The organism is Phytohabitans sp. LJ34 (genome assembly GCF_052068095.1).
Classification (GTDB): Bacteria; Actinomycetota; Actinomycetes; order Mycobacteriales; family Micromonosporaceae; genus Phytohabitans.
This window is the reverse complement of the sequence record NZ_JBQHDG010000004.1, coordinates 448,134-466,697: the sequence shown is the minus strand read 5'-3', so window position 1 is coordinate 466,697 and position 18,564 is coordinate 448,134. Positions and strand designations below refer to the sequence as shown.

Annotated in this window: 16 protein-coding genes and 1 pseudogene; 10 read left to right on the top strand and 7 right to left on the bottom strand. The window is 68.3% G+C overall.

Annotated elements, in window-relative coordinates; all coding sequences use genetic code 11:
* Positions 1 to 22 precede the first annotated feature (22 nt).
* Complete coding sequence (locus tag ACTMTJ_RS09855; RefSeq protein ID WP_441215864.1) at positions 23 to 2,098, bottom strand: MMPL family transporter; 2,076 nt, start codon at positions 2,096 to 2,098, stop codon at positions 23 to 25.
* A 575-nt stretch (positions 2,099 to 2,673) separates the two neighbouring features.
* On the opposite strand from ACTMTJ_RS09855, the gene ACTMTJ_RS09850 reads away from it, so the two are divergent.
* Together ACTMTJ_RS09850 and ACTMTJ_RS09845 are read left to right on the top strand one after the other, a co-directional pair.
* On the top strand, positions 2,674 to 2,967 hold the full coding sequence (locus tag ACTMTJ_RS09850; protein ID WP_441215833.1) for a hypothetical protein: 294 nt from the start codon (positions 2,674 to 2,676) through the stop codon (positions 2,965 to 2,967).
* Positions 2,968 to 2,972: 5 nt separating this feature from the next.
* Entirely contained in the window at positions 2,973 to 3,677 is a 705-nt protein-coding gene (locus ACTMTJ_RS09845) for an ankyrin repeat domain-containing protein (RefSeq protein WP_441215832.1), read from the top strand.
* 95 nt (positions 3,678 to 3,772) lie between these two features.
* Here ACTMTJ_RS09845 and ACTMTJ_RS09840 read toward each other — a convergent pair whose 3' ends face one another.
* The gene (locus tag ACTMTJ_RS09840) at positions 3,773 to 5,095 is read right to left on the bottom strand and encodes a hypothetical protein (RefSeq protein ID WP_441215831.1); all 1,323 of its coding nucleotides are present in this window, start codon (positions 5,093 to 5,095) and stop codon (positions 3,773 to 3,775) included.
* A 107-nt stretch (positions 5,096 to 5,202) separates the two neighbouring features.
* On the opposite strand from ACTMTJ_RS09840, the gene ACTMTJ_RS09835 reads away from it, so the two are divergent.
* Complete coding sequence (locus ACTMTJ_RS09835) at positions 5,203 to 6,105, top strand: LysR family transcriptional regulator (protein WP_441215830.1); 903 nt, start codon at positions 5,203 to 5,205, stop codon at positions 6,103 to 6,105.
* A gap of 38 nt (positions 6,106 to 6,143) precedes the next feature.
* On the opposite strand, the gene ACTMTJ_RS09830 is transcribed toward ACTMTJ_RS09835, so the two are convergent.
* The 5 genes and pseudogenes from ACTMTJ_RS09830 to ACTMTJ_RS09810 all read right to left on the bottom strand — a co-directional run bounded on the left by ACTMTJ_RS09830 (position 6,144) and on the right by ACTMTJ_RS09810 (position 9,852).
* Positions 6,144 to 7,223 (bottom strand): non-reducing end alpha-L-arabinofuranosidase family hydrolase, encoded by a 1,080-nt coding sequence (locus ACTMTJ_RS09830; protein ID WP_441215829.1) that lies wholly within the window; start codon positions 7,221 to 7,223, stop codon positions 6,144 to 6,146.
* A gap of 74 nt (positions 7,224 to 7,297) precedes the next feature.
* Positions 7,298 to 7,543: pseudogene (locus ACTMTJ_RS09825) on the bottom strand (response regulator transcription factor); the annotation flags it as partial.
* A 62-nt stretch (positions 7,544 to 7,605) separates the two neighbouring features.
* A complete protein-coding gene (locus tag ACTMTJ_RS09820; protein ID WP_441215828.1) occupies positions 7,606 to 8,436 on the bottom strand; it encodes an alpha/beta fold hydrolase in 831 nt (276 codons plus the stop codon).
* Positions 8,437 to 8,455: 19 nt separating this feature from the next.
* On the bottom strand, positions 8,456 to 9,025 hold the full coding sequence (locus tag ACTMTJ_RS09815) for a DJ-1/PfpI family protein (protein ID WP_155340583.1): 570 nt from the start codon (positions 9,023 to 9,025) through the stop codon (positions 8,456 to 8,458).
* A gap of 83 nt (positions 9,026 to 9,108) precedes the next feature.
* Positions 9,109 to 9,852: a GntR family transcriptional regulator gene (locus tag ACTMTJ_RS09810; RefSeq protein WP_441215827.1), complete on the bottom strand. Its 744-nt coding sequence runs from the start codon at positions 9,850 to 9,852 to the stop codon at positions 9,109 to 9,111.
* Positions 9,853 to 10,216: 364 nt separating this feature from the next.
* On the opposite strand from ACTMTJ_RS09810, the gene ACTMTJ_RS09805 reads away from it, so the two are divergent.
* From ACTMTJ_RS09805 to ACTMTJ_RS09775, 7 genes are all read left to right on the top strand, one after another.
* Entirely contained in the window at positions 10,217 to 11,635 is a 1,419-nt protein-coding gene (locus ACTMTJ_RS09805) for an extracellular solute-binding protein (protein ID WP_441215826.1), read from the top strand.
* Positions 11,632 to 12,582 carry a carbohydrate ABC transporter permease gene (locus ACTMTJ_RS09800; protein WP_441215825.1) on the top strand — a complete coding sequence of 317 codons (951 nt, stop codon included), beginning with the start codon at positions 11,632 to 11,634 and terminating at the stop codon, positions 12,580 to 12,582. The genes ACTMTJ_RS09805 and ACTMTJ_RS09800 overlap by 4 nt, the downstream gene beginning before the upstream one ends.
* Complete coding sequence (locus ACTMTJ_RS09795; RefSeq protein WP_441215824.1) at positions 12,582 to 13,493, top strand: carbohydrate ABC transporter permease; 912 nt, start codon at positions 12,582 to 12,584, stop codon at positions 13,491 to 13,493. Before ACTMTJ_RS09800 ends, ACTMTJ_RS09795 begins: the two co-directional genes overlap by 1 nt.
* A complete protein-coding gene (locus tag ACTMTJ_RS09790; RefSeq protein ID WP_441215823.1) occupies positions 13,493 to 14,560 on the top strand; it encodes an ABC transporter ATP-binding protein in 1,068 nt (355 codons plus the stop codon). The genes ACTMTJ_RS09795 and ACTMTJ_RS09790 overlap by 1 nt, the downstream gene beginning before the upstream one ends.
* Before the next feature lie 14 nt (positions 14,561 to 14,574).
* Positions 14,575 to 15,636, top strand: a complete 1,062-nt coding sequence (locus ACTMTJ_RS09785; RefSeq protein WP_441215822.1) for an ABC transporter ATP-binding protein — start codon at positions 14,575 to 14,577, stop codon at positions 15,634 to 15,636.
* A gap of 95 nt (positions 15,637 to 15,731) precedes the next feature.
* Complete coding sequence (locus ACTMTJ_RS09780) at positions 15,732 to 17,192, top strand: NAD-dependent succinate-semialdehyde dehydrogenase (protein ID WP_441215821.1); 1,461 nt, start codon at positions 15,732 to 15,734, stop codon at positions 17,190 to 17,192.
* An 84-nt stretch (positions 17,193 to 17,276) separates the two neighbouring features.
* Positions 17,277 to 18,533 (top strand): iron-containing alcohol dehydrogenase, encoded by a 1,257-nt coding sequence (locus ACTMTJ_RS09775; protein ID WP_441215820.1) that lies wholly within the window; start codon positions 17,277 to 17,279, stop codon positions 18,531 to 18,533.
* Positions 18,534 to 18,564: the final 31 nt, after the last annotated feature.

Here is an 18,564-nt window from a genome sequence, read left to right as displayed (position 1 = left end):
GATTTCGACTGTCCCGCCGCGCTCACCGTTGCAGCGCGGGCTCCTCATAGTCCACGAGCGGCCGTTGACCGTCCGGCGGCTCCACCGGTCGGGACAGCCGGCTCGGCCACCAGATCCGCCGGCCGATCAGCAGGGTAAGGGCGGGCACCAGGACCGACCGCACCAGCAGGGCGTCGAGCAGCACGCCGAAGGCGACCAGGAACCCGACCTCGATCAGCATCACCAGCGGAAGCGTGGCGAGGACCGCGAACGTGGCCGCCAGGACTACGCCGGCCGAGGTGATGACGCCACCGGTGGCCGAGAGGGCTTTGAGCATGCCCTCTCTGGTGCCGAGACGCACGGTCTCCTCCCGGGCCCGGCTGGCCAGGAAGATGTTGTAGTCGACGCCGAGCGCCACCAGGAACAGGAATGCCAGCAGCGGCACCGAATAGTCGATCCCCTTGAACCCGAGGATCGTGTCGAAGACGAACACACTGCCGCCGAAGGCCGCGGCGAACGAGACGACCACGGTGGCCATCAGGACCAGCGGGGCCACGATCGCGCGCAGCAGCAGCCCGAGCACGATCAGGACGACGGCGAGCACCAGCGGGATCACCAGCTTCTCGTCGCGCCTGGTGGTCACCTCGGTGTCGAGGTTCTCCGCACTCGGCCCGCCGACGATCGCCTCCGCCCCGTTCACCGCGTGCACGGCGGTGCGCACCCGCTTGATCGTGTCGTACTCCGCAGTGGTGTCCGGCGCGTCGGTCGGGAACACGGAGATATCGGCCCAGCCTCCGCTGGTCTGGCCCGGGATGGCCGCTGCCACACCGGGAGTGCTCTTGACGACGTCGAGCACCCGCTCCTGGTACGCCGGCCGCGTGAAGATCGTCATCGGCTGGCCGCCCAGCTCCGGGAAGTGCTGGCGGAGAACGGTGAAGCCGGTGACCGACTCCGGCGCGGACAGGAACTGGTCCTGCTCCCGCAGGGCGCCGGTGTTGCCCGCCAGCCCAATGGCGAGAAGACCCAGGATTCCGAGCGAGCTGAGCGTCGCCACCCACCGGCGGCGGCTGATGGCGGTGCCGAGCCGTCCCCACAGCCCCGGCTTCTCCTCCACGGCCGTGCTGAACCGCGGGATGGCCGGCCAGAAGATCCGCCTGCCGAGCACCACGAGCACCGCCGGGAACAGCGTCAGCATGGCCACCAGCGCGCACAGGATGCCGGCCGCGCCGATCGGGCCCAACCCGCTGGTGCTGTTCAGGTCGGCGACGAGCAGGCAGAGCAGGCCGGCGATCACGGTGGCCGCGGACGCGACGATGGCCGGCGCCGCTCCGCGTAGCGCGTGGACCATCGCGACCCGGACGTTCTCGTGGTGGTGCAGTGTCTCCCGGTACCGGGCGATGAGCAACAGCGCGTAGTCCGTGCCGACGCCGAACACCAGAATCGTCAACAGCGCCGAGTTCTGGTCGTTGACCACGATGCCGAAGCCCTTGACGAGCAGGTAGACGGTCGCCATCGCGGTCAGTGCGGCCGCGCCCACGGCCACGAGCGGGACTAACCACAACACCGGGCTGCGGTAGGTGAGGATCAGCAGGAGCGTGACGACGACGACGGTGGTGAGGAAGACCTGCATGTCGATGCCGTCGAAGACGGCGTCCATGTCGCCGTCGACCGCGGCCGGGCCGGTCACGTCGAGTTCCAGGCCGGCGGGGCGGTCCTTCGCGGCCTCACGCAACGGGCCGACGATGGTCTCCGGTCCGCCGTAGGTCGTGCTCACATCGAGGGTGAACACCATCGCCTTGCCGTCGGTGGAGGGACTCGTCGGTGGGCCCTCGTCGTCCTCGCCGGCCGCCGCCGTCGCCTTCGGCGGGTACCGTTTGGCAAGGGTGTTGTAGTGGCGCTCGACCGTCGCGCGGTCGGCGTCGGTCATGCCGCTGGCGCGGTGGTACACGAAGACGAACGTGTTGTCCTCACCGCCGGGGAGACTGTCCTCCAGCACCGCCACCTTGGTGGACTCGGCACTGGCCGGCAGGGTGTCCACGGCTCTGTCGGTGGTGACCGAGCTCAGCTTCCCGCTCAGCGGCACCATGACCGCCGCCAGGGCCACCCACAATCCGATCACCAACCACGGCACCCACCGCCCTGCCAACCGACCGGCCGGCGCTTTCCCGGGCGGCGCTGCGTTGACTGCCATCACTAGCCTCCTACATGGATTCCACGCTTGTCTGATGCCTGCTTCGTAGCGGCCCGCCACGTACTCGCAGCGGCCTGCTGGGTACTTCGTAGTGAGCGAACCTGAGACGACGGTTAATGCGCCGCTCAGGCCGGGTGGCCGAGCCAGGTGCCGAGCGCACGCACCAGCGGCGCTCCAGGTATCGGCCGGATGGCCATTTCTTCGGGGATCGCGGGGGAGCGGGCGGTTGTGTTGAGATGGTCTATGTGGTGGCCAAAGTCCGTTTCGTCTGCTGGTTGGTCACTGCTTCCGCGGTCATTGCCTTGGCTGCCTGTGCGGCTGGCTCGGAGCCGGGTGCGGCCAGGCCTACCGCGTCGGGCACGCCGGCTACCCCGGCCGGCTCGCTCTCACCGTCGCCGACGGTGACGCCGTCACCCACGCGTACGCCCGCGCCCACCGTTCTGCCGAAGGCCGCTGACGGCACGCGGCTGTCCGCTTGCCGGGACGGCCGGTGTGAGGTGACCGTGAGCGCGGGGAAGGTGATCGAGTTCAACCAGAGCCTCGGCCTCTACTCCGTCAATGTGTACTCGATCAAGGGGGACGAGATCTGGCTGCTGGCGGCGATGACCGGTGGTGGCCGCTTCTCCTGCGAGGGCGATGACCGCTGCCAGGTCTCGATACAGGGAGCGACGGCGGAGGTGCCGGCGACCGGTACGTTCATCGTGCATCCGGGGGCGCGGGTCGAGATGGGCAAGGTCCGGTTCACGGTGCCGGCGGTGGTGCGGGGCAAGGCGGTACTCAGGCTGACCCGAGCCTGACCGTCATGGACGCCGGATTGCTGGTGGCGCTGGCCGTCGCGGCGGTGTTCTTGCTGCTGTGGCTCGTGTTCGGGCTGATGGCGGCCAAGCGCGGCAAGCCGGCGCCCACCCTGCACAGCCCGGCCCGGCGCGGCAACGTAGCGCTGCTGTCCGAGTGGATCGAACAGGGTGCCGACTTGAACGCGGCCGACCAGGACGGGAACACGCCGCTGCACCTGGCCCACTACGAGTGCCAGGTGCACGCCATCAGGTATCTGGTCGAGAACGGGGCGGACGAGGGGGTGCTGAATAGCTACGGCCTCGTTCCCGAGCAGATGCGCCAGTTGGCCGACGTGGAGTGGCTGCTGCGCCAGGGCGCCGACGTGTTGACCGGCGCCGGCAGTGCGACGCAGCCGACCGGGCGGGCGGTGCGTGACAAGCTCGTGGCCGCACCGATCGAGCTTTACCTCATCGCGTTGCGGCGGCTTGCCGCCACCGACCCGGCTAAGAACCGGATCATCTTCCTCGCCATCATGCTGGGGCTGCCGGGCACCGAAGAGACGCTGTGTGAGTTGCTTGGGCAGCTCAACCAGGTGTCGATCGCGGTGGTGTACCTCAATTCCGGGTCACCGGCTCTACGCGAGGCGGCCACCCGATGGGCGGCGGCGCACTTCTATGCGATCACCGAAAGCACCGGGTACCACTACGTCACCTGGGGCGCGTACCGCTGACACCATGGCGATAACCATCCACGATGGACGTTGGCCAGCGGAGGCGTTGGCGGATGGCGGCTGTCGCACGGCGAGCGGGAGCTTGGTGAGCCGGCCTACCGCGACGCCAGGCCGTGACGCGCGGGCGTCATCACGACGTGGTGGACGCCATGCGGGAGGTCGATCTTCCGGTCCGCGACCAGTTCGCCGGTCGCGACACGGAAGATCTGTACGCCCGGCGTGTCCTGGTAGACCGTCGCGAGGAACCAACGGCCGGACGGGTCGAAGGTGCCGCCTTCGGGTAGCACACCGTCGAAGAGGACCGTTCGCGCGTTCGACAACCGCCCGCTCGCCGGGTCGAGCCGCAGCAGGCTGACCGAGGCCTGCTCGTCGTACTCGGGCGAGTCGGGCGGCAACGCGGTGCCGCGCATGTTGACGGTGGCGACCAACCGCCCGTCAGGACTGACGGCGAGTCCTTCCGACGACCGGTCGGTGGGCGCGGTGGCGACGACGCGGTGGCGGGCATGCTCACCGGCCCCGGATGCGCCTAGCCGGATGACACCGACGGTCGACGGTTGGTCCGGCAACCGGCCCTCGACGTCGGGTGCGGTGAGGTCGCGGCCCCAGTTCGACGTGAGGTAGTGCCTGCCGTCGGGCGTGAAGCGGCCGACGAAGGGGTCCTTTCCGGTCGTCACCAGGTTTCCGAAGAGCCGAGGCCGCGACCCCACCTCGACGAACGCCACCCGGTCACGGTTCGTGACGTTGACCGCGACGAACCGTCCGGACGGATGCCATTGCACGTTCGTCACGAGATCGCCCCGGGGTGCGGTGACGCCGAGCGCCGCCAGGTCGATCGTCCGCGGCGTGCCCAGGCGGCGGTGGTGGTTGTCCCAGCGGATGATTTGCAGGACAGACCGTCCGTCCGGATTGGCCACGATCGCCACGGCGGAGCCGTCCGGACTCACGGCGAGAGCCTCCGGCATCGACGCGACGGTGGCGACATCGTGGACACGAGGCGCGGCGGAGCCAGACACGTCCAGCACGGTCAGCTTGTCGCCGGGCGGGAGGTCTCTGACGGTCGTGCCGCCAGGTGGCCGCTGACCCAGCCGTTCGACCACGAACGCGGTGCGGCCGTCCGCCGACAGGGCCAGGATCTCGGGAGCGGCCGTGACCGAGTTGGAGGCCTCCACCGAGGCCGTGTCCACGCGGTCGCCGTTCAGGTCGAGGACGGTGACCAGGTCACGAAACCCGGCACTCTCCGGCGACAGCACGCCGTCGCCGTAGGTGCTGGCCAGGTGGTCGCCGTCCGAAACGGCGACGATCCGTCCTTGCAAGGCCGGGACGTGTCGTTCCTTGGCTTGTGCCAGCGGAGCCGTACCGGCGGTCACGCCGGGAAGGCAGAGCAACGCGACGGTCGCGATGGTGAAGCGGCGGGTCATCGCTGTCCTCCTGAACGCATGCGGCTGTCGGCCTCCAACCTGCCGAGGAGGAGTGATCGGCGCCAAGCCGAAATTGGTCGCCTGTGATAACGAGATACGATCAGCGAGTGGATCTTCGATCCGTGGAGTGCTTCGTCGCGGTGGCCGAAATACTGCACTTCGGCCGGGCAGCGTCGTCGTTGCATCTCAGCCAGCCGGCCCTCAGCGGCCGCATCCGTTCCCTGGAAGCCGAGGTGGGTGTCACGCTGCTCGACCGCGACCGGCGGTCGGTGGCGCTGACCGAGGCGGGACGGGCGTTCCTGCCCGCGGCGCGGGAGGCCTTGGCCGCCGGGCGAGCCGCACGCACCGCGGCACGGCGCGCGGCACGCGGCGAATCGGGTCGGTTGCGACTGGGATTCACGGTTGTCGCCTTCTACACGTCCCTGCCTCGCGCCGTGCACCAGTTTCGGGCGCGGTATCCCGACGTGGTCGTCGACCTTGTCGAACGCAGCTCGCCCGAGTTGGAAGAAGCCCTCGTCGGTGGCGAGGTCGACCTCGGCCTCCTGCATCCACCGCTTCGCCCTCCGGTCCTCGCCATCCAGGAGCTACCCGCCGAACAGCTGGTGCTCGCGCTCCCGGAGGCACACCCGCTCGCGAATCGCGACGACCTCACCTTCGCAGACCTGGATCGCCAGCCACTGCTGGCCTCGGCACGGGCAATCGGCCCGCACCTGTACGACCGGCTGATGGCGGCCTTCGCGCAGGCCGGCGCGGTCGCCCGGGTGGTACAGGAGGTCACCCCGGTGACCGCCCTCGCCAGCCTCGTGGTCGCGGGATCCGGCATCGGCTTCGTCACCCGCGGCATCGCGGCGGCCGGGCGCCCGGGACTTGCCTTCAGAGCCGTTCGCGGCGCACCCGAGGTCCCGCTCGCCGCCGCCTGGCTGTCGCCGGGCCCGTCCCGCACCGCCGCCAACTTCCTCGCGATCGCCCGCCGCGCACTCGCCGACCGTTCCGCTCCGCAAGGCGCGTAGGGAGGCGGCAAGGGCGAACCCGTGCGCGGCGCGTCAGGTCAGCAGGGGGAGTTGGTCTGGCGGAGCAGTCCGAGGCGCCATGGGAGTTGGGAGTAGTCGCCGCCGGCGGACGGGTCCATGCCTTGGTAGAGAAGCCGTAGGTTGCACGGCCGGATGGTCATCGTCTGGTCGATGCCGGCGCGGATGAGCTCGCCGTGGCTGATGTCGTGGGTCCACGTGGGTATGCGTGGGCCGAAGGCGACGTTGTTGGATCTGGCGAAGGGCTCGGCCTCCGAGTCGGCCAGGGGTGTCCATTCGCCGTCGATGCCCTCTGCCGTCCAGGATCGGTAGTACCGGCGGCCGTCGGTGCCGATCGCCTCAACCAGCAGCAGGTAGGTGTTCGTGTCCTTGATCCGGTAGACGGAGGCTCCCTCGAAGAGGCGGAACCGGTCTGGGTCCCGCATCACGATCACGGTGTCGCGGAAGCCGTTCGGGAACTCCGCGACGGTGGTCCGCGCTCGGTACAGGTGCCCGTTGTCGTCGGAGGAGAACAGGTAGCAGTTGACCTTGTCGCAGATGACCCAGTAGTCGAGCCAGAAGCCGTTTCCGATGTTGTCGCGCACGATGGCGGGCATCGTCTCCTGGAAGTTTCGGGGCGCGGTCCAGGTCTCCGGGCGGCCCGGGTCGTCGGCGGTGGAGAAAGACGGCAACCCGGTCTGGTACACCAGGTACCACTTGCGCTTGGGCGCGAAGTAGAACAGCTGCGGTGCGGCCCGATAGCCGCTGCCGATGGCAGGGTTGCGGTCGATGTGGTACTGAGGGGCGGAGGCGGCTTCGGACCACTCGGCGAAGTTGAAGTGGACGAGACTCCAGTTGCCCGCCGTGTTCGCCGTCGTGGCGTAGACGTACCACCGGTTGTTGAACCGCACCACCGTCGGGTCCTTGACGGAAACGACGGGGTGTGCGGCATCGGCTTGGGGGCTGACGAGAATCCCGCTGGACTTCCACTCGAAGGTGGTGGGCAGCGGTGGGGAAGGCTCGGCTGCTGCGGGCTGGGCCGGAATGGACAGCGACCCGGCCGTGCCGAGAAGTACGGCCACGATCGACGCCAACGCGGCGTGAGTACGGCTGACGATCATCGAAGGCTCCCTGATGTCGTGGCCAACGGATCGCCGAAAACTTTACGGAAGTTTTCCGATAAATTCAAGGCTGGCTATCTGCTTAACCCTGGGTCGGTGCCGCCGTCGGGTTCAGCGCGGGCCAGACCGGTCTGGTAGGCGATGACGACGAGTTGCGCGCGGTCGCGTGCCTCCAGTTTGGTCATGGCGCGCTGCACGTGGGCGCGGACGGTGAAAGGGCTGAGATACATCCGGTCGGCGATCTCCATGTTGGACAGACCGGTCGCGACAAGAGCGACCATCTCGCGTTCGCGCGGAGTGAGCGCGGTGAGTTGTTCGGGACGAGCATCCTTGGATCGGCAGGCCCTGGAAAGCATTGCCGAGTACGGCGACCGCGAACTCCTCATCCGCGTCCGTTCGTCAGCTCCTGGCGGAGGAAGCACGACAGGAGCCGCCTGAAGTCGTGCGGGTGCTCGATCGCCGGCACGTGCCCGCATCGGTCGAACACGTACAGACGGACCTGGGCCAGGTGTTCGAGCAGGGGCAGGGCTGCCGTCCCGATCGGGGTGACTCGGTCCTCGGCGCCGTGGATGAGCAGCACGGGCGCGCGGACCCCAGCCAGCGTTTGCGCCGAGAGGGCGAGATCGTCGGCCCACCGTGCCCTAGGTGGAGGGAACAACGACGCGAACGCGGCCGCCCCCGCTCGCATCGCAGCTGCACGGGCGTCGACGGCAGACTCGGTCACGAGCGATTGGTCGAAGACGAGGCGACTCAACATGTCTCGTGCCCCGAGCGGGCCGGCGGGGGCGGCCCAGATCGCGTCGAGATCGGCGGACAGCGGCGCTCCGGGGGCGCCCATCGTCGAGACCGCCACGACACGGGTGACCTGCTCGGGACGCGCGGCCGCCAACGCCAGCGCCACGGCACCGCCCATGGAGTGACCCACCACGGCGTAGTGCTCGACACCGAGAGCATCCATCAGGCCCGCGGCCTGCTCCGTCCACAGCCGGAGCCCACCCCTGGAGCCCGCCGGGATTGGTGTACGGCCGAACCCCGCCTGGTCAGGAGCCACCAGGTGCCACGACGTGCCCAGCGCCTGCGCCGTCGTTGCCCAGGCGCCGGACCCGGTGGTGCCGGGTCCGGAGCCGTGCAGCATCAGGACCGCGGGCCCGGTGCCGCTCTCCAGGACGTGGACGGGGGAGCCGTCGACTGTGACGGTCCGAAGCGCCGTCACCGGGGCAGGTCAGGTGTGCTCATGCCGATGCGGAGTTGACGGACTTCGAAAAGAGCTCCATCATCGCCCTGCCGAACTGCGGCATGTCCGGCCACCCCCGGCAGGAGACGAGGTTGCCGTCCACGACGTCGGGAGCGTCGATGACCGTCGCGCCCGCGTTCTCCATGTCGCCGGTGATGGGCGGGAAGCACGCCGTCTTTCGACCCTTCAGCAGCCCGTACACCGCTGGCACCTGCGCGCCGTGGCACACCAGCGCGATCGGGAGGTCGCGCGCGAAGAAGTGCTCGGTGATGCGCCGGACGTCGGCGTCGACCCGGATCCACTCGGGGGCACGACCCCCGGGGATGATGAGGGCGTCGTAGCGCTCGACGTCGACCTCGGCCCAGGGCACGTCGACCGGCAACTTTCGGCCGTTCTTCTCCACGTAGGCATCGGAGTTGGGGTCGAACTCGTGGATGACCAGCTGCACGTCGCGCATCGTCCGTGACGAGACGTCAACGTCCCAGCCGCCCTCCTGCACGCGATAGTAGGGATACATGGTGTCGAGCTCCTCGGCGGCGTCGCCGGTCAGGAGCAGCGCTCTGGGCACCTGCTTCTCCTCGCGTCTGGGGCCGGGTGAGGTGGATCCAATCCGATCCGATTGCGTTAGCATTCCTCGGCCCAGGCCGCCCGTCAAGCCTCTACCGCCACTCCGTCCGCGGTCTTGACCTCGTCGAACAATCGTCGGAACCGGTCGCCGGACCGCAGGATGTGCCGGCGCATGGCGTAGGCGGCGGCGTCGGGGTCACGCGCGGCGATCGCGGCCAGAATTTCTTCGTGCTCGGCCATGGCCAAGTGGGTGACCTGGGTGTCGTGGAGAAGCCGGAACAGGTGCACGTGCGCGTGCAGGCGAGCGAGCGCCTCGCGGATGACCTGGTTCTCCGCGCTCAGGGCGATGAGATCGTGGAAAGCGGCGTCGCGTAGCCCGAAGGCGCCATAGGCCATGAGCCCGGTGCCCCCCTCCAGCTCCGCCATCTCCTCCAGCAGTCGTTGCAGACCGGCCACCTGCTCCAAGGTTGCGCGTTCGGCGGATCTGCGGGCCGCCGCCGGCTCGAGGAGCAGGCGGACCTCGAGCATGTCCTCGAATCGGCGGTGGGTGATCTGGGGGGGAATGCGGTAGCCAGCATGGGGCACACGCACGACGAGGCCCTCGGCCTCCATGCGGTTCAGAGCGTCTCGGATCGGCGTCTGCGAGACCCCCAGCTCTCGCGCCAGGACGTCGATCGTGACGCGGGAGCCGGGCTCGATCCGTAGCGACATCAGCTGTCCGAGCAGCGTGTCGTACACCTCGTCGGCAAGCCGGCCGCGAGATCTTCCCGGCGGCATTCCGCCCGTCACGGCCCCACGGCCCCGCGCGATCATCGCTTCGTCGTCCATCGTGTCGTGAGGTCCCTTCTAGCGTCTTCGCGAACCTGTTGACATCGGTCGCAACGCTGCTGCATGCTGACGCCCACTCGGATCGTATAGGAAAGGTGACGGATGCTAGCCATCCTGCACCTCGCGGAACAGCCTGTCAGCGCTCTACTTCGATCACCTGAAGCTCCCATGAGCATGCTCGACGTCCTGCTCGGTTCGCCACCGGGCCGCGCACGGACCGAAGGACTTCTCGACTGCATGAAGACCCAGTACGTCGCGGCGTACTCGTGACGCCGGTCTGCGGGTCGGCCCTCCGACAGCACGGCAATACGCCTGACCAACCCAGCAACTCCAGAAGTCCCCCACCCAGAAAGCAGGCCAGAAGATGCGGCATCAAAAGCGAATAGGACGACTCGGTCGAAGGGTGCGGCTAGCGACGGCGGCCATGCTGGTGGCCACGACCGTGGCGGCTTGCGGCGGCGGCGAGGACGACGGCGCGGAGGCGAGCGCCCCCAAGGCACCGGCGACCATCCCGACGCTCACCCAGGATCCGCTGACCCTCAGCTTCGTCTGGTTCGAGTGGCCCCCTGCCCAGGCGCTGGAAGCCTTCGCGAACGCGGAGTACAAGAAGATTCGGCCAAACGTGACCGTCAAGGTCAACACCGTGCCGAACGCGAACTGGCACGACGCGATGTTCACCCAGTTCGCCGCGCGCAAGACCGACTTCGACATCGCGATCCTGGACTCGCAACACATCGGCGAGGCCGTGACGAACGGCAACATCCTCGACATCACCGACTTCGTCAAGCAGAACATCGACGTCAAGGCCTACAACCCGTACCTGCTGGCGGCCTACGGCCAGTTCCCCCAGGCGGAGACCGGGCAGCGCGACGAGAACGCGAGCCTGTACGGCCTGCCGCTGCTCGGCGACACCTGGACGATGATCTACCGCAAGGACCTGATCGGCGACAAGCCACCGCAGACCTGGGACGAGATGATTTCGGCCGCCGAGAAGTGCCAGGCGGACAACCCGGGCGTCAGCGGGCTGGCTTTCCACCAGGCCAACGGCTCCGACGCCGCGGCCGTCACCTACAACACGGTCAACGGCGTCTACGGCGGCAACCTTTGGAACTCCAAGGACCGCAAGATCGAGGGCGTCCTCAACGACGCGGCGGGGCAGGAGGCGATGGACGTCCTGGTCAACAAGATGAAGCCGCTGACCGCCAAGGGCTCCGGCAACTGGTTCATCGACGAGGTCAACGCGGCGGTCGCCCAGGGCAAGGCATGCATCGCGTTCCAATGGATCGCCGCGAGCGGCGGCCTGCTTGACCCGAAGCAGTCGACGCTCGGCACCTCGCGGGAGAAGATTCTCGACAAGCTGGGTTTTGCCACCTTGCCGACCCAGAAGACGAACCTGGTGCCGCTCGGCGGCATGGGGATGCACATATCGGCCTACGCCGCCGAGAAGAACCAGGCGGAGGCACTGAACTTCATGAAGTGGTTCGAGCAGGCTGACATCCAGAAGATGTGGGCCGCGGCCGGTGGCGTGCCATCGCGCACGGACGCCCTGGAGTCGCCCGAGTTCCTCAATGCCGCGCCGTTCAACAAGGTGTACACCGACTCGGTTCCGCGTTTGCGGGACATGTGGAACGTGCCCGAGTACGCGCGCCTCGTCGACATTGAGAACACCAACGTGAACGCGGCTCTCAACGGCGCGAAGAGTCCGAAGGACGCGCTCGACGAGATCGCCAAGGAGCAGCAGAAGGTGCTCGACAGCGGCCGCAAGGGCGGCGGCGGGCTGTGAGTGACCTCGTCCCTCTGACGACCGATCACCCCGGGCAGGTGGCGTCTGCGGCGCCGCCTGCACCGGGGCGGTCCCGCCGATTGAGCGACCGCTGGCTCGCCGTGGCCTTCATCTCCCCCGCGCTGCTGCTGTTGCTCGCGATGTCGGTGTTCCCGTTGCTGTGGGCGTTGTACCTGTCTTTCACCGACTACTCGGCCACCCGTGGAGGGCCCGCCAATCTCGTCTGGTTCCAGAACTACACCGCCGTCCTGACTTCGGCGCAGGTCCACCAGAGGGCTTTGACGACGTTGATCTATGTGGTCGGTGCGGTCACCCTCCAGACCGTGCTCGGTTTCGGCATCGCCTACCTGATCTCACGGCGCACGCACGGGCGAGGATTGCTGACCACACTGTTCCTGGTTCCGATGATGCTGTCGCCGGTCGTGGTCGGGCTGTTCTGGCGATTCATGCTCGACGCGCAGTTCGGCGTGATCAACAGCATGCTCGACTCGCTCGGCCTGGGGCAGGTGGAGTGGCTCACCCAGCAGCGAACGGCATTGCTTTCCCTGATCGTGGTCGACACCTGGCAATGGACGCCGTTCATCATGCTCATCGCACTCGCGGGCCTTACCGCGGTCCCCAAGTACTTGTACGAGGCCGCCTCGATCGACCGGGCGTCCGAGTGGTTCCGGTTCCGCACCATCACTCTTCCGCTGGTGTGGCCGCTGCTCCTCATTGCCGTGCTGTTCAGGGCCATCGAGGCCTTCCGGCTGTTCGACCTCGTCTACATCCTCACCAGCGGAGGGCCGGGGGTGTCCACCGAGACGTTGTCGTTCCACGTCTACAAGGTCGCCTTCCTGGGCTTCAACACCGGCACCGCCTCGGCGTACGGGATCCTCATGGTCCTCGTCGTCATCATCCTCACGCAGCTCTACCTGCGCTACTTGAACAGGCTCAAGGAGAACTAATGGCCGTCTCCGTCGACGACGCCGTGTCCACAGGTCCTGTCCCGGATCACCCGCCCCCTACGCGCCGCCTTGGCAGCCGGGGCCGCTCCGTGATGGAGGTCGCGCTGCTGACCGTGCTGGCCGTCGTCATGCTCTTTCCGGTCCTGTGGATGATCGAAACATCCATCAAGGAGAACCGGGACGTCTACGCCATCCCGGCCAAGTTCTTCGACTTCAAGGTCACTTTGGACCATTTCAAGGACGTGTTCGTCTCCTCCGGCGGTGGTCGCTCGGGCTTGTCCGTCTCGTTCCTCAACTCCGTCGTGGTCGCCGGGGTCTCCACGGTGCTGGCCACCGTGCTGGGGGTCCCGGCGGCCTGGGCCTACTCACGCCTCGCCGTGAAGGCCAAGAAGGACCAGCTGTTCTTCATCCTGTCCACCCGCTTCATGCCGCCCGTGGTGGTCGTGATCCCGATCTTCCTCATGTACCGCCAAGTCGGGCTCATCAACACCCAACTCGGCCTGATCCTCATCTACACCGCGTTCAACCTCCCGTTCACGATCTGGATGATGAAGGGGTTCGTCGACGAGGTGCCCGCGGAGTACGAAGATGCCGCCATGCTCGACGGCTACACCCGCTTGCAGGCGTTCTGGAAATTTACCCTCCCCCTGCTCGTGCCCGGCATCGCCGCGACGGCGGTCTTCGCACTCATCTTCTCGTGGAACGAGTTCGTGTTCGCCATCTTCCTCACCTCCAGCGACGACGTGCGGACGGCCCCACCCGCCATCGCCGGCCTCATCGGTGGCACCACTGTGGACTGGGGTCTGGTGGCCGCTTCCTCCGTAGTGTTCGCCCTACCGGTGCTCGTCTTTGCCTACCTGGTGCGCAAGCACCTCGTCGCCGGTGTGACCCTCGGGGCGGTGCGACGCTGATGGCGGGCATCGAGGTGACCGCCCTGCACAAGCGCTACCCGGACGGGACGGTCGCAGTTGACCATGTGGACCTGTCCATCGTCGACGGCGAGCTGTTCGTGATGCTCGGCCCTTCGGGTTGCGGCAAGACGACCACGCTGCGCGCCATAGCCGGCCTGGAGAGGCAGACGACGGGCGACATCCGCATCGGCAACACGCTGGTCAACGACCTGCCGCCCGCCGAGCGCGACATCGCCATGGTGTTCCAGTTCTACGCTCTCTACCCGCATCTGAGGACCCGCGACAACCTGGCGTTTCCACTGCGGGCCGAGGGACTGCCCAAGGCGGAGGTGCGCAAGCGGGTCGACGAGGCCGCCCGGCTGATGCGGCTTGGTCCGCTCATGGACCGGCGACCGCGCCGGCTGTCCGGCGGGGAGCAGCAGCGCGTCGCGCTTGCTCGCGCCCTGGTGCGGCGTCCACGCGCATTCCTTATGGACGAACCTCTGACCAATCTGGACGCGGAGCTGCGGGCGGACATGCGCACGGAGATCAAACACCTCCAGGGGCAGCTGGGGACCACGATGGTCTACGTCACCCACGACCAGGTCGAAGCGATGTCGCTCGGTCACAGAATCGCCATCCTCAACAAAGGCCGCGTCGAGCAGATCGGCACGCCGCTGGAGGTCTACAACCGTCCGGCGAGTCTTTTCTGCGCCGAGTTCATCGGCTCCCCGCCGATGAACCTGATCGAGGTGGAGGTGGCCGACGGGGAGCTGCGCAGCAAGGGCGGACTGGTCCTCACGCCACCGCCAGGCCTGCCACGCGACCGTTCCCTCGTCGCAGGCGTCCGGCCGGAGGCGCTGGAAGTCACAGAACCAGGAGCGGAGCGTTCAGTCCCGGCCCGCGTGGTCTCGGCGGAGTGGCTGGGCGACGAGATCATCTACGTGGTCGACCACGGCGGCCAGCGCGACGTACGGGTTCGGATGCCAACGACTGTCCGCTTCGCCGCTGACGCCTCGGTCGGACTGCGGCACGCCGGCGGGACCCCGGCGGTCTACGACCTGAACACGGAAGAGTTGGTGGCCTGATGGGAACCGTGACAGTGCACGGGCTGCGCAAGTCCTTCGGTGCGGTCCAGGCCCTGGACGGGGTGACGCTGGACGTGCCGGACGGCTCGTTCTTCGTCGTGCTCGGGCCCTCCGGGGCAGGCAAGACGACGACCCTGCGGGCGATCGCCGGCCTTGAGACGCTTGACGCCGGGTCGGTGCATCTGGACGGGAGGGACGCGACCGCTGACACCCCGGCCGCACGCGACCTGGCCATGGTCTTCCAGAGCTACGCCCTCTACCCGCGACACACGGCGTACGAGAACATCGCTTCGCCGCTGCGGGCACGCCGCCGTTCTTCGAGCGAGATCGCCGCTGCCGTCGAGCAGGTCTCGAGCCTGCTGCACATCGAACGCCTGCTTCAGCGTCGTCCCGCGCAGTTGTCGGGCGGTGAGATGCAGCGTGTCGCCCTGGCCCGGGCGCTGGTCCGTCGCCCACGCGCGTTTCTCATGGACGAGCCGCTGACGAACCTCGACCTCAAGCTCCGCGTCGAGATGCGCACCGAGCTCACCCGCATCCACCGGAGCCTCGGAGGAACCTTCGTCTACGTGACCAACGACCAGGTCGAGGCCCTGTCCATGGCCGACCAGGTCGCGGTCCTCAAGGAGGGGAAGGTGCAACAGGTCGGAACGCCGACCGAGGTGTACGAGCGTCCAGCCAACCAGTGGGTCGCAGGCTTCGTCGGGAGCCCGCCGATCAGCCTGCTCGCCTGCCACGCCGAGGGCGATCGTCTGGTCGGGGCGGAAGGCTGGACGCTGCCGCGACCCCGTTGGACCACGGCCGAGGACGGTCTTCCGCTGCTGCTGGGCGTGCGCGCCGAGGACCTGTCCGTCGAGCAGCGTGGGAACGCGTCGTTGTCGGGTGAGCTCTACGGGCTCGAGCCACTCGGTGACCGAACGGTGGTCGACGTCCGAGTGGGGACGGTGATCCTCAAGGTCAAGGCACGACCCACCGTCACCGGTACGCCGGGCGAGCGGCTGCTCGTCACGGTCGACCTGGACCGTGCGCACCTGTTCGATGCGGGCACCGGGCTGGCGCTGTCCGAGGCCGGGAGGTAACCCGCGCGGGACGGCGCCGTCAACATGCGGCCGCGCGTGGCGCGATCGCTGAGGTCTCGCTGGGCATCACCAGAAGCATCACAGGAGGCGACGCGATGAGTGACCCGATGAACGTCCTGGCCCCCGAGCACCGGCGGCTCCGGATTGGCGACGCCTGGCGCGACGCCGCCAGCGGAGCCACCTTTGCCGTCGAGGACCCGGCCACCGGCAAGACCATCGCCGAGGTGGCGGACGCCGACGTCGTCGACGGGCTCGCCGCTCTGGACGTGGCGAGCAAGGCACTGGCGGAGTGGGCGGCGACCCCGCCGCGAAAACGGTCCGAGTTGTTGACCGCGACGTACCGGGCACTGACCGAGCGATCCGAGCAGGTCGCCCGGCTGATAACGCTCGAGATGGGCAAGCCGCTCGCCGAGGCTCGGGCAGAGGTGGCCTACGGCGCCGAGTTCTTCCGTTGGTTTGCCGAGGAGGCGGTGCGCGTCGAGGGGCGCTACAACACCGCTCCCGCTGGCGGATATCGCATCCTCACCGTGCCGAAGCCGGTCGGACCGTGCGTCTTCGTGACGCCCTGGAACTTTCCGTTGGCCATGGGTGCCCGCAAGATCGCTCCTGCGCTGGCGGCGGGCTGCACGACGATCACCAAGCCAGCGGGTCAGACGCCACTCACCATGCTGTTCCTGGCCCGCATCATGGAGGAGGTCGGCGTTCCCCCGGGCGTCGTCAACGTGGTGACGACCAAGCGTGCCGGCGCGGTGGTCTCAGCCCTGCTGGCCGACCGTCGGACCCGCAAGCTCTCGTTCACCGGGTCGACCGAGGTCGGGCGCGTGCTGCTCCGACAGGCGGCGGACAACGTGCTGCGCACCTCCATGGAACTGGGCGGCAACGCGGCCTTGATCGTGTGTGCCGACGCGGACCTGGACGTCGCGCTCGACGGTGCCATGGTGGCCAAGATGCGCAACATCGGGCAGTCCTGCATCGCGGCCAACCGAATCTACGTCGAAGAGCCGGTGCGCGAGGAGTTCACGGCGCGCTTCGCCGAGCGGATGGGCGCGCTTTCGGTGGGCCATGGTCTCGACGACGGCGTGGACGTCGGGGCGTTGATCGACGAGGCCTCGGCCACCAAGATCGACGAGCTCGTCGCCGACGCGGTCGATCGCGGCGCCCGTGTGTTGGTGGGCGGCGAGCGTCCGGATGGGCCGGGCCACTTCTACCCGCCTACGGTCCTCGTCGACGTGCCCGAAGACGCGCGGATGTTGGAGGCGGAGATCTTCGGCCCGGTGGCGCCGATCATCTCGTTCACGTCCGACGACGAGGTGATGGCGAAGGCCAACGACACCGAGCACGGCCTGGTCGGATACGTCTTCACCCGGGACCTCCAGCGGGCGCTCCGGTTCACCGAGGGGCTGGAGACGGGGATGGTCGGCATCAACCGTGGTCTGATCTCGGACCCGTCAGCTCCGTTCGGAGGCGTGAAGCAGTCCGGGATCGGCAAGGAGGGGTCGCACGAGGGCATCCTCGAGTACCTCGACGTCACCTACGCGGCGATCGACCTACCGTGACCGGCCTCGACGCCGTCCCGGTCGTGCAGGTGACCTGGACGTCCGACCAGCAAATCGCCGCCGGCGTTCCAGAGAGGTACTGACATGCTTGAGACCGTCCGCGGACCACGCCAGCTGATGGTGGGCGAAGGGGTCGCGCAGAACATCCCACGAGTGGTGGCCGAGTGTGGCTCGCGAGTCCTCGTCGTGACCGACCGGGTTCTTCTGGGGCAGCCGGGCGTGGCCGAGATCGTGGCCGCCGTGCGGGAGAAGGCCGAGGTCGTCGAGGTGTTTGCCGACGCGACTCCGGACGTGCCACTGGCCGATGTCACCCTGGCCGTCTCGGCCGCCGCGGAGGTGGACGCCGACGTGATCCTCGCCATCGGGGGTGGCACGGTGATCGACCTCGCCAAAATCGTCGGCGTCATCCGGCGCCACGGTGGGACGCCGCGCGACTTCTACGGCGAGTCGAAGGTGCCGGGGCCGACGATGCCTCTCGTCGCGGTCCCGACGACCTCAGGCACCGGCTCCGAGCTCACGCCGGTCTCGGTGTTGACCGACCCGGACCGCGAGCTGAAGGTGGGGGTCTCCAGCGTCCACATCGTGCCCGACTTCGCCATCGTCGACCCCGAGCTCACCTACACCTGCCCGGCGACCGTCACCGCCCACTCCGGCATCGACGCGTTTTGTCACGCGGTGGAGAGCTACACCGCGCGACCCCGGGCTCACGGACCGCGCGACCCGGTGGAGCAGGTCTTCCTCGGCCGCAACCCGATCACCGATCACTACGCGCTCCTAGCCGCGGAGCGGATCGCCCGCAGCTTGCGCCGTGCCGTCAGGGACGGAGGCGACACGGACGCACGCGCGGACATGTCCTATGGGTCCATGCTCGCCGGGCTCGCGTTTTCCCACGCGGGCAACGCGGCCCCGCACGCCCTCCAGTACGTCATCGGCGCAGCCACCCACACGCCGCACGGCCTGGGCGTCGGGCTGCTGCTGCCCTATGCGCTGGACGCGGCCAGGGATGCCATCGGCGACCGGTTGACCATCCTCGCCGGGGTGTGCGGGCTCGACGTGACCGACGCCTCGGATGCCGAGGCCGCGGACACGTTCCTCACCTGGCTCGACGGGCTCCTTGTCGACATCGGCATCCCTACCACCTTGGCGGACATCGGCGTGGCACGCGCCGACCTCCCGCGCTTCGCGGAGATGGCCAGTGGCATCACCCGCTTGATCCAGAACCATCCAGGCCCGACCGACACCGCCAGCCTGACCGCGATCCTCGAAGCGGCCTGGATCGGGGACCGGACCCGACACGTCCTGACTCCGAGCAGAGATAGTGACGGGCCGCGACGGCGGTGAGGCGGCCGCGCCGTTCTATATAGGAGTCCAC

What these genes read in the sequence shown, in the direction of transcription:
- ACTMTJ_RS09845 (WP_441215832.1), top strand. Translation starts at nt 2,973, where the DNA reads ATGGACGCCGGATTGCTGGTGGCGCTGGCCGTCGCGGCGGTGTTCTTG.
- ACTMTJ_RS09840 (WP_441215831.1), bottom strand. Translation starts at nt 5,095, where the DNA reads ATGACCCGCCGCTTCACCATCGCGACCGTCGCGTTGCTCTGCCTTCCC.
- ACTMTJ_RS09830 (WP_441215829.1), bottom strand. Translation starts at nt 7,223, where the DNA reads ATGATCGTCAGCCGTACTCACGCCGCGTTGGCGTCGATCGTGGCCGTA.
- ACTMTJ_RS09810 (WP_441215827.1), bottom strand. Translation starts at nt 9,852, where the DNA reads ATGGACGACGAAGCGATGATCGCGCGGGGCCGTGGGGCCGTGACGGGC.
- ACTMTJ_RS09805 (WP_441215826.1), top strand. Translation starts at nt 10,217, where the DNA reads ATGCGGCATCAAAAGCGAATAGGACGACTCGGTCGAAGGGTGCGGCTA.
- ACTMTJ_RS09795 (WP_441215824.1), top strand. Translation starts at nt 12,582, where the DNA reads ATGGCCGTCTCCGTCGACGACGCCGTGTCCACAGGTCCTGTCCCGGAT.
- ACTMTJ_RS09790 (WP_441215823.1), top strand. Translation starts at nt 13,493, where the DNA reads ATGGCGGGCATCGAGGTGACCGCCCTGCACAAGCGCTACCCGGACGGG.
- ACTMTJ_RS09780 (WP_441215821.1), top strand. Translation starts at nt 15,732, where the DNA reads ATGAGTGACCCGATGAACGTCCTGGCCCCCGAGCACCGGCGGCTCCGG.
- ACTMTJ_RS09775 (WP_441215820.1), top strand. Translation starts at nt 17,277, where the DNA reads ATGCTTGAGACCGTCCGCGGACCACGCCAGCTGATGGTGGGCGAAGGG.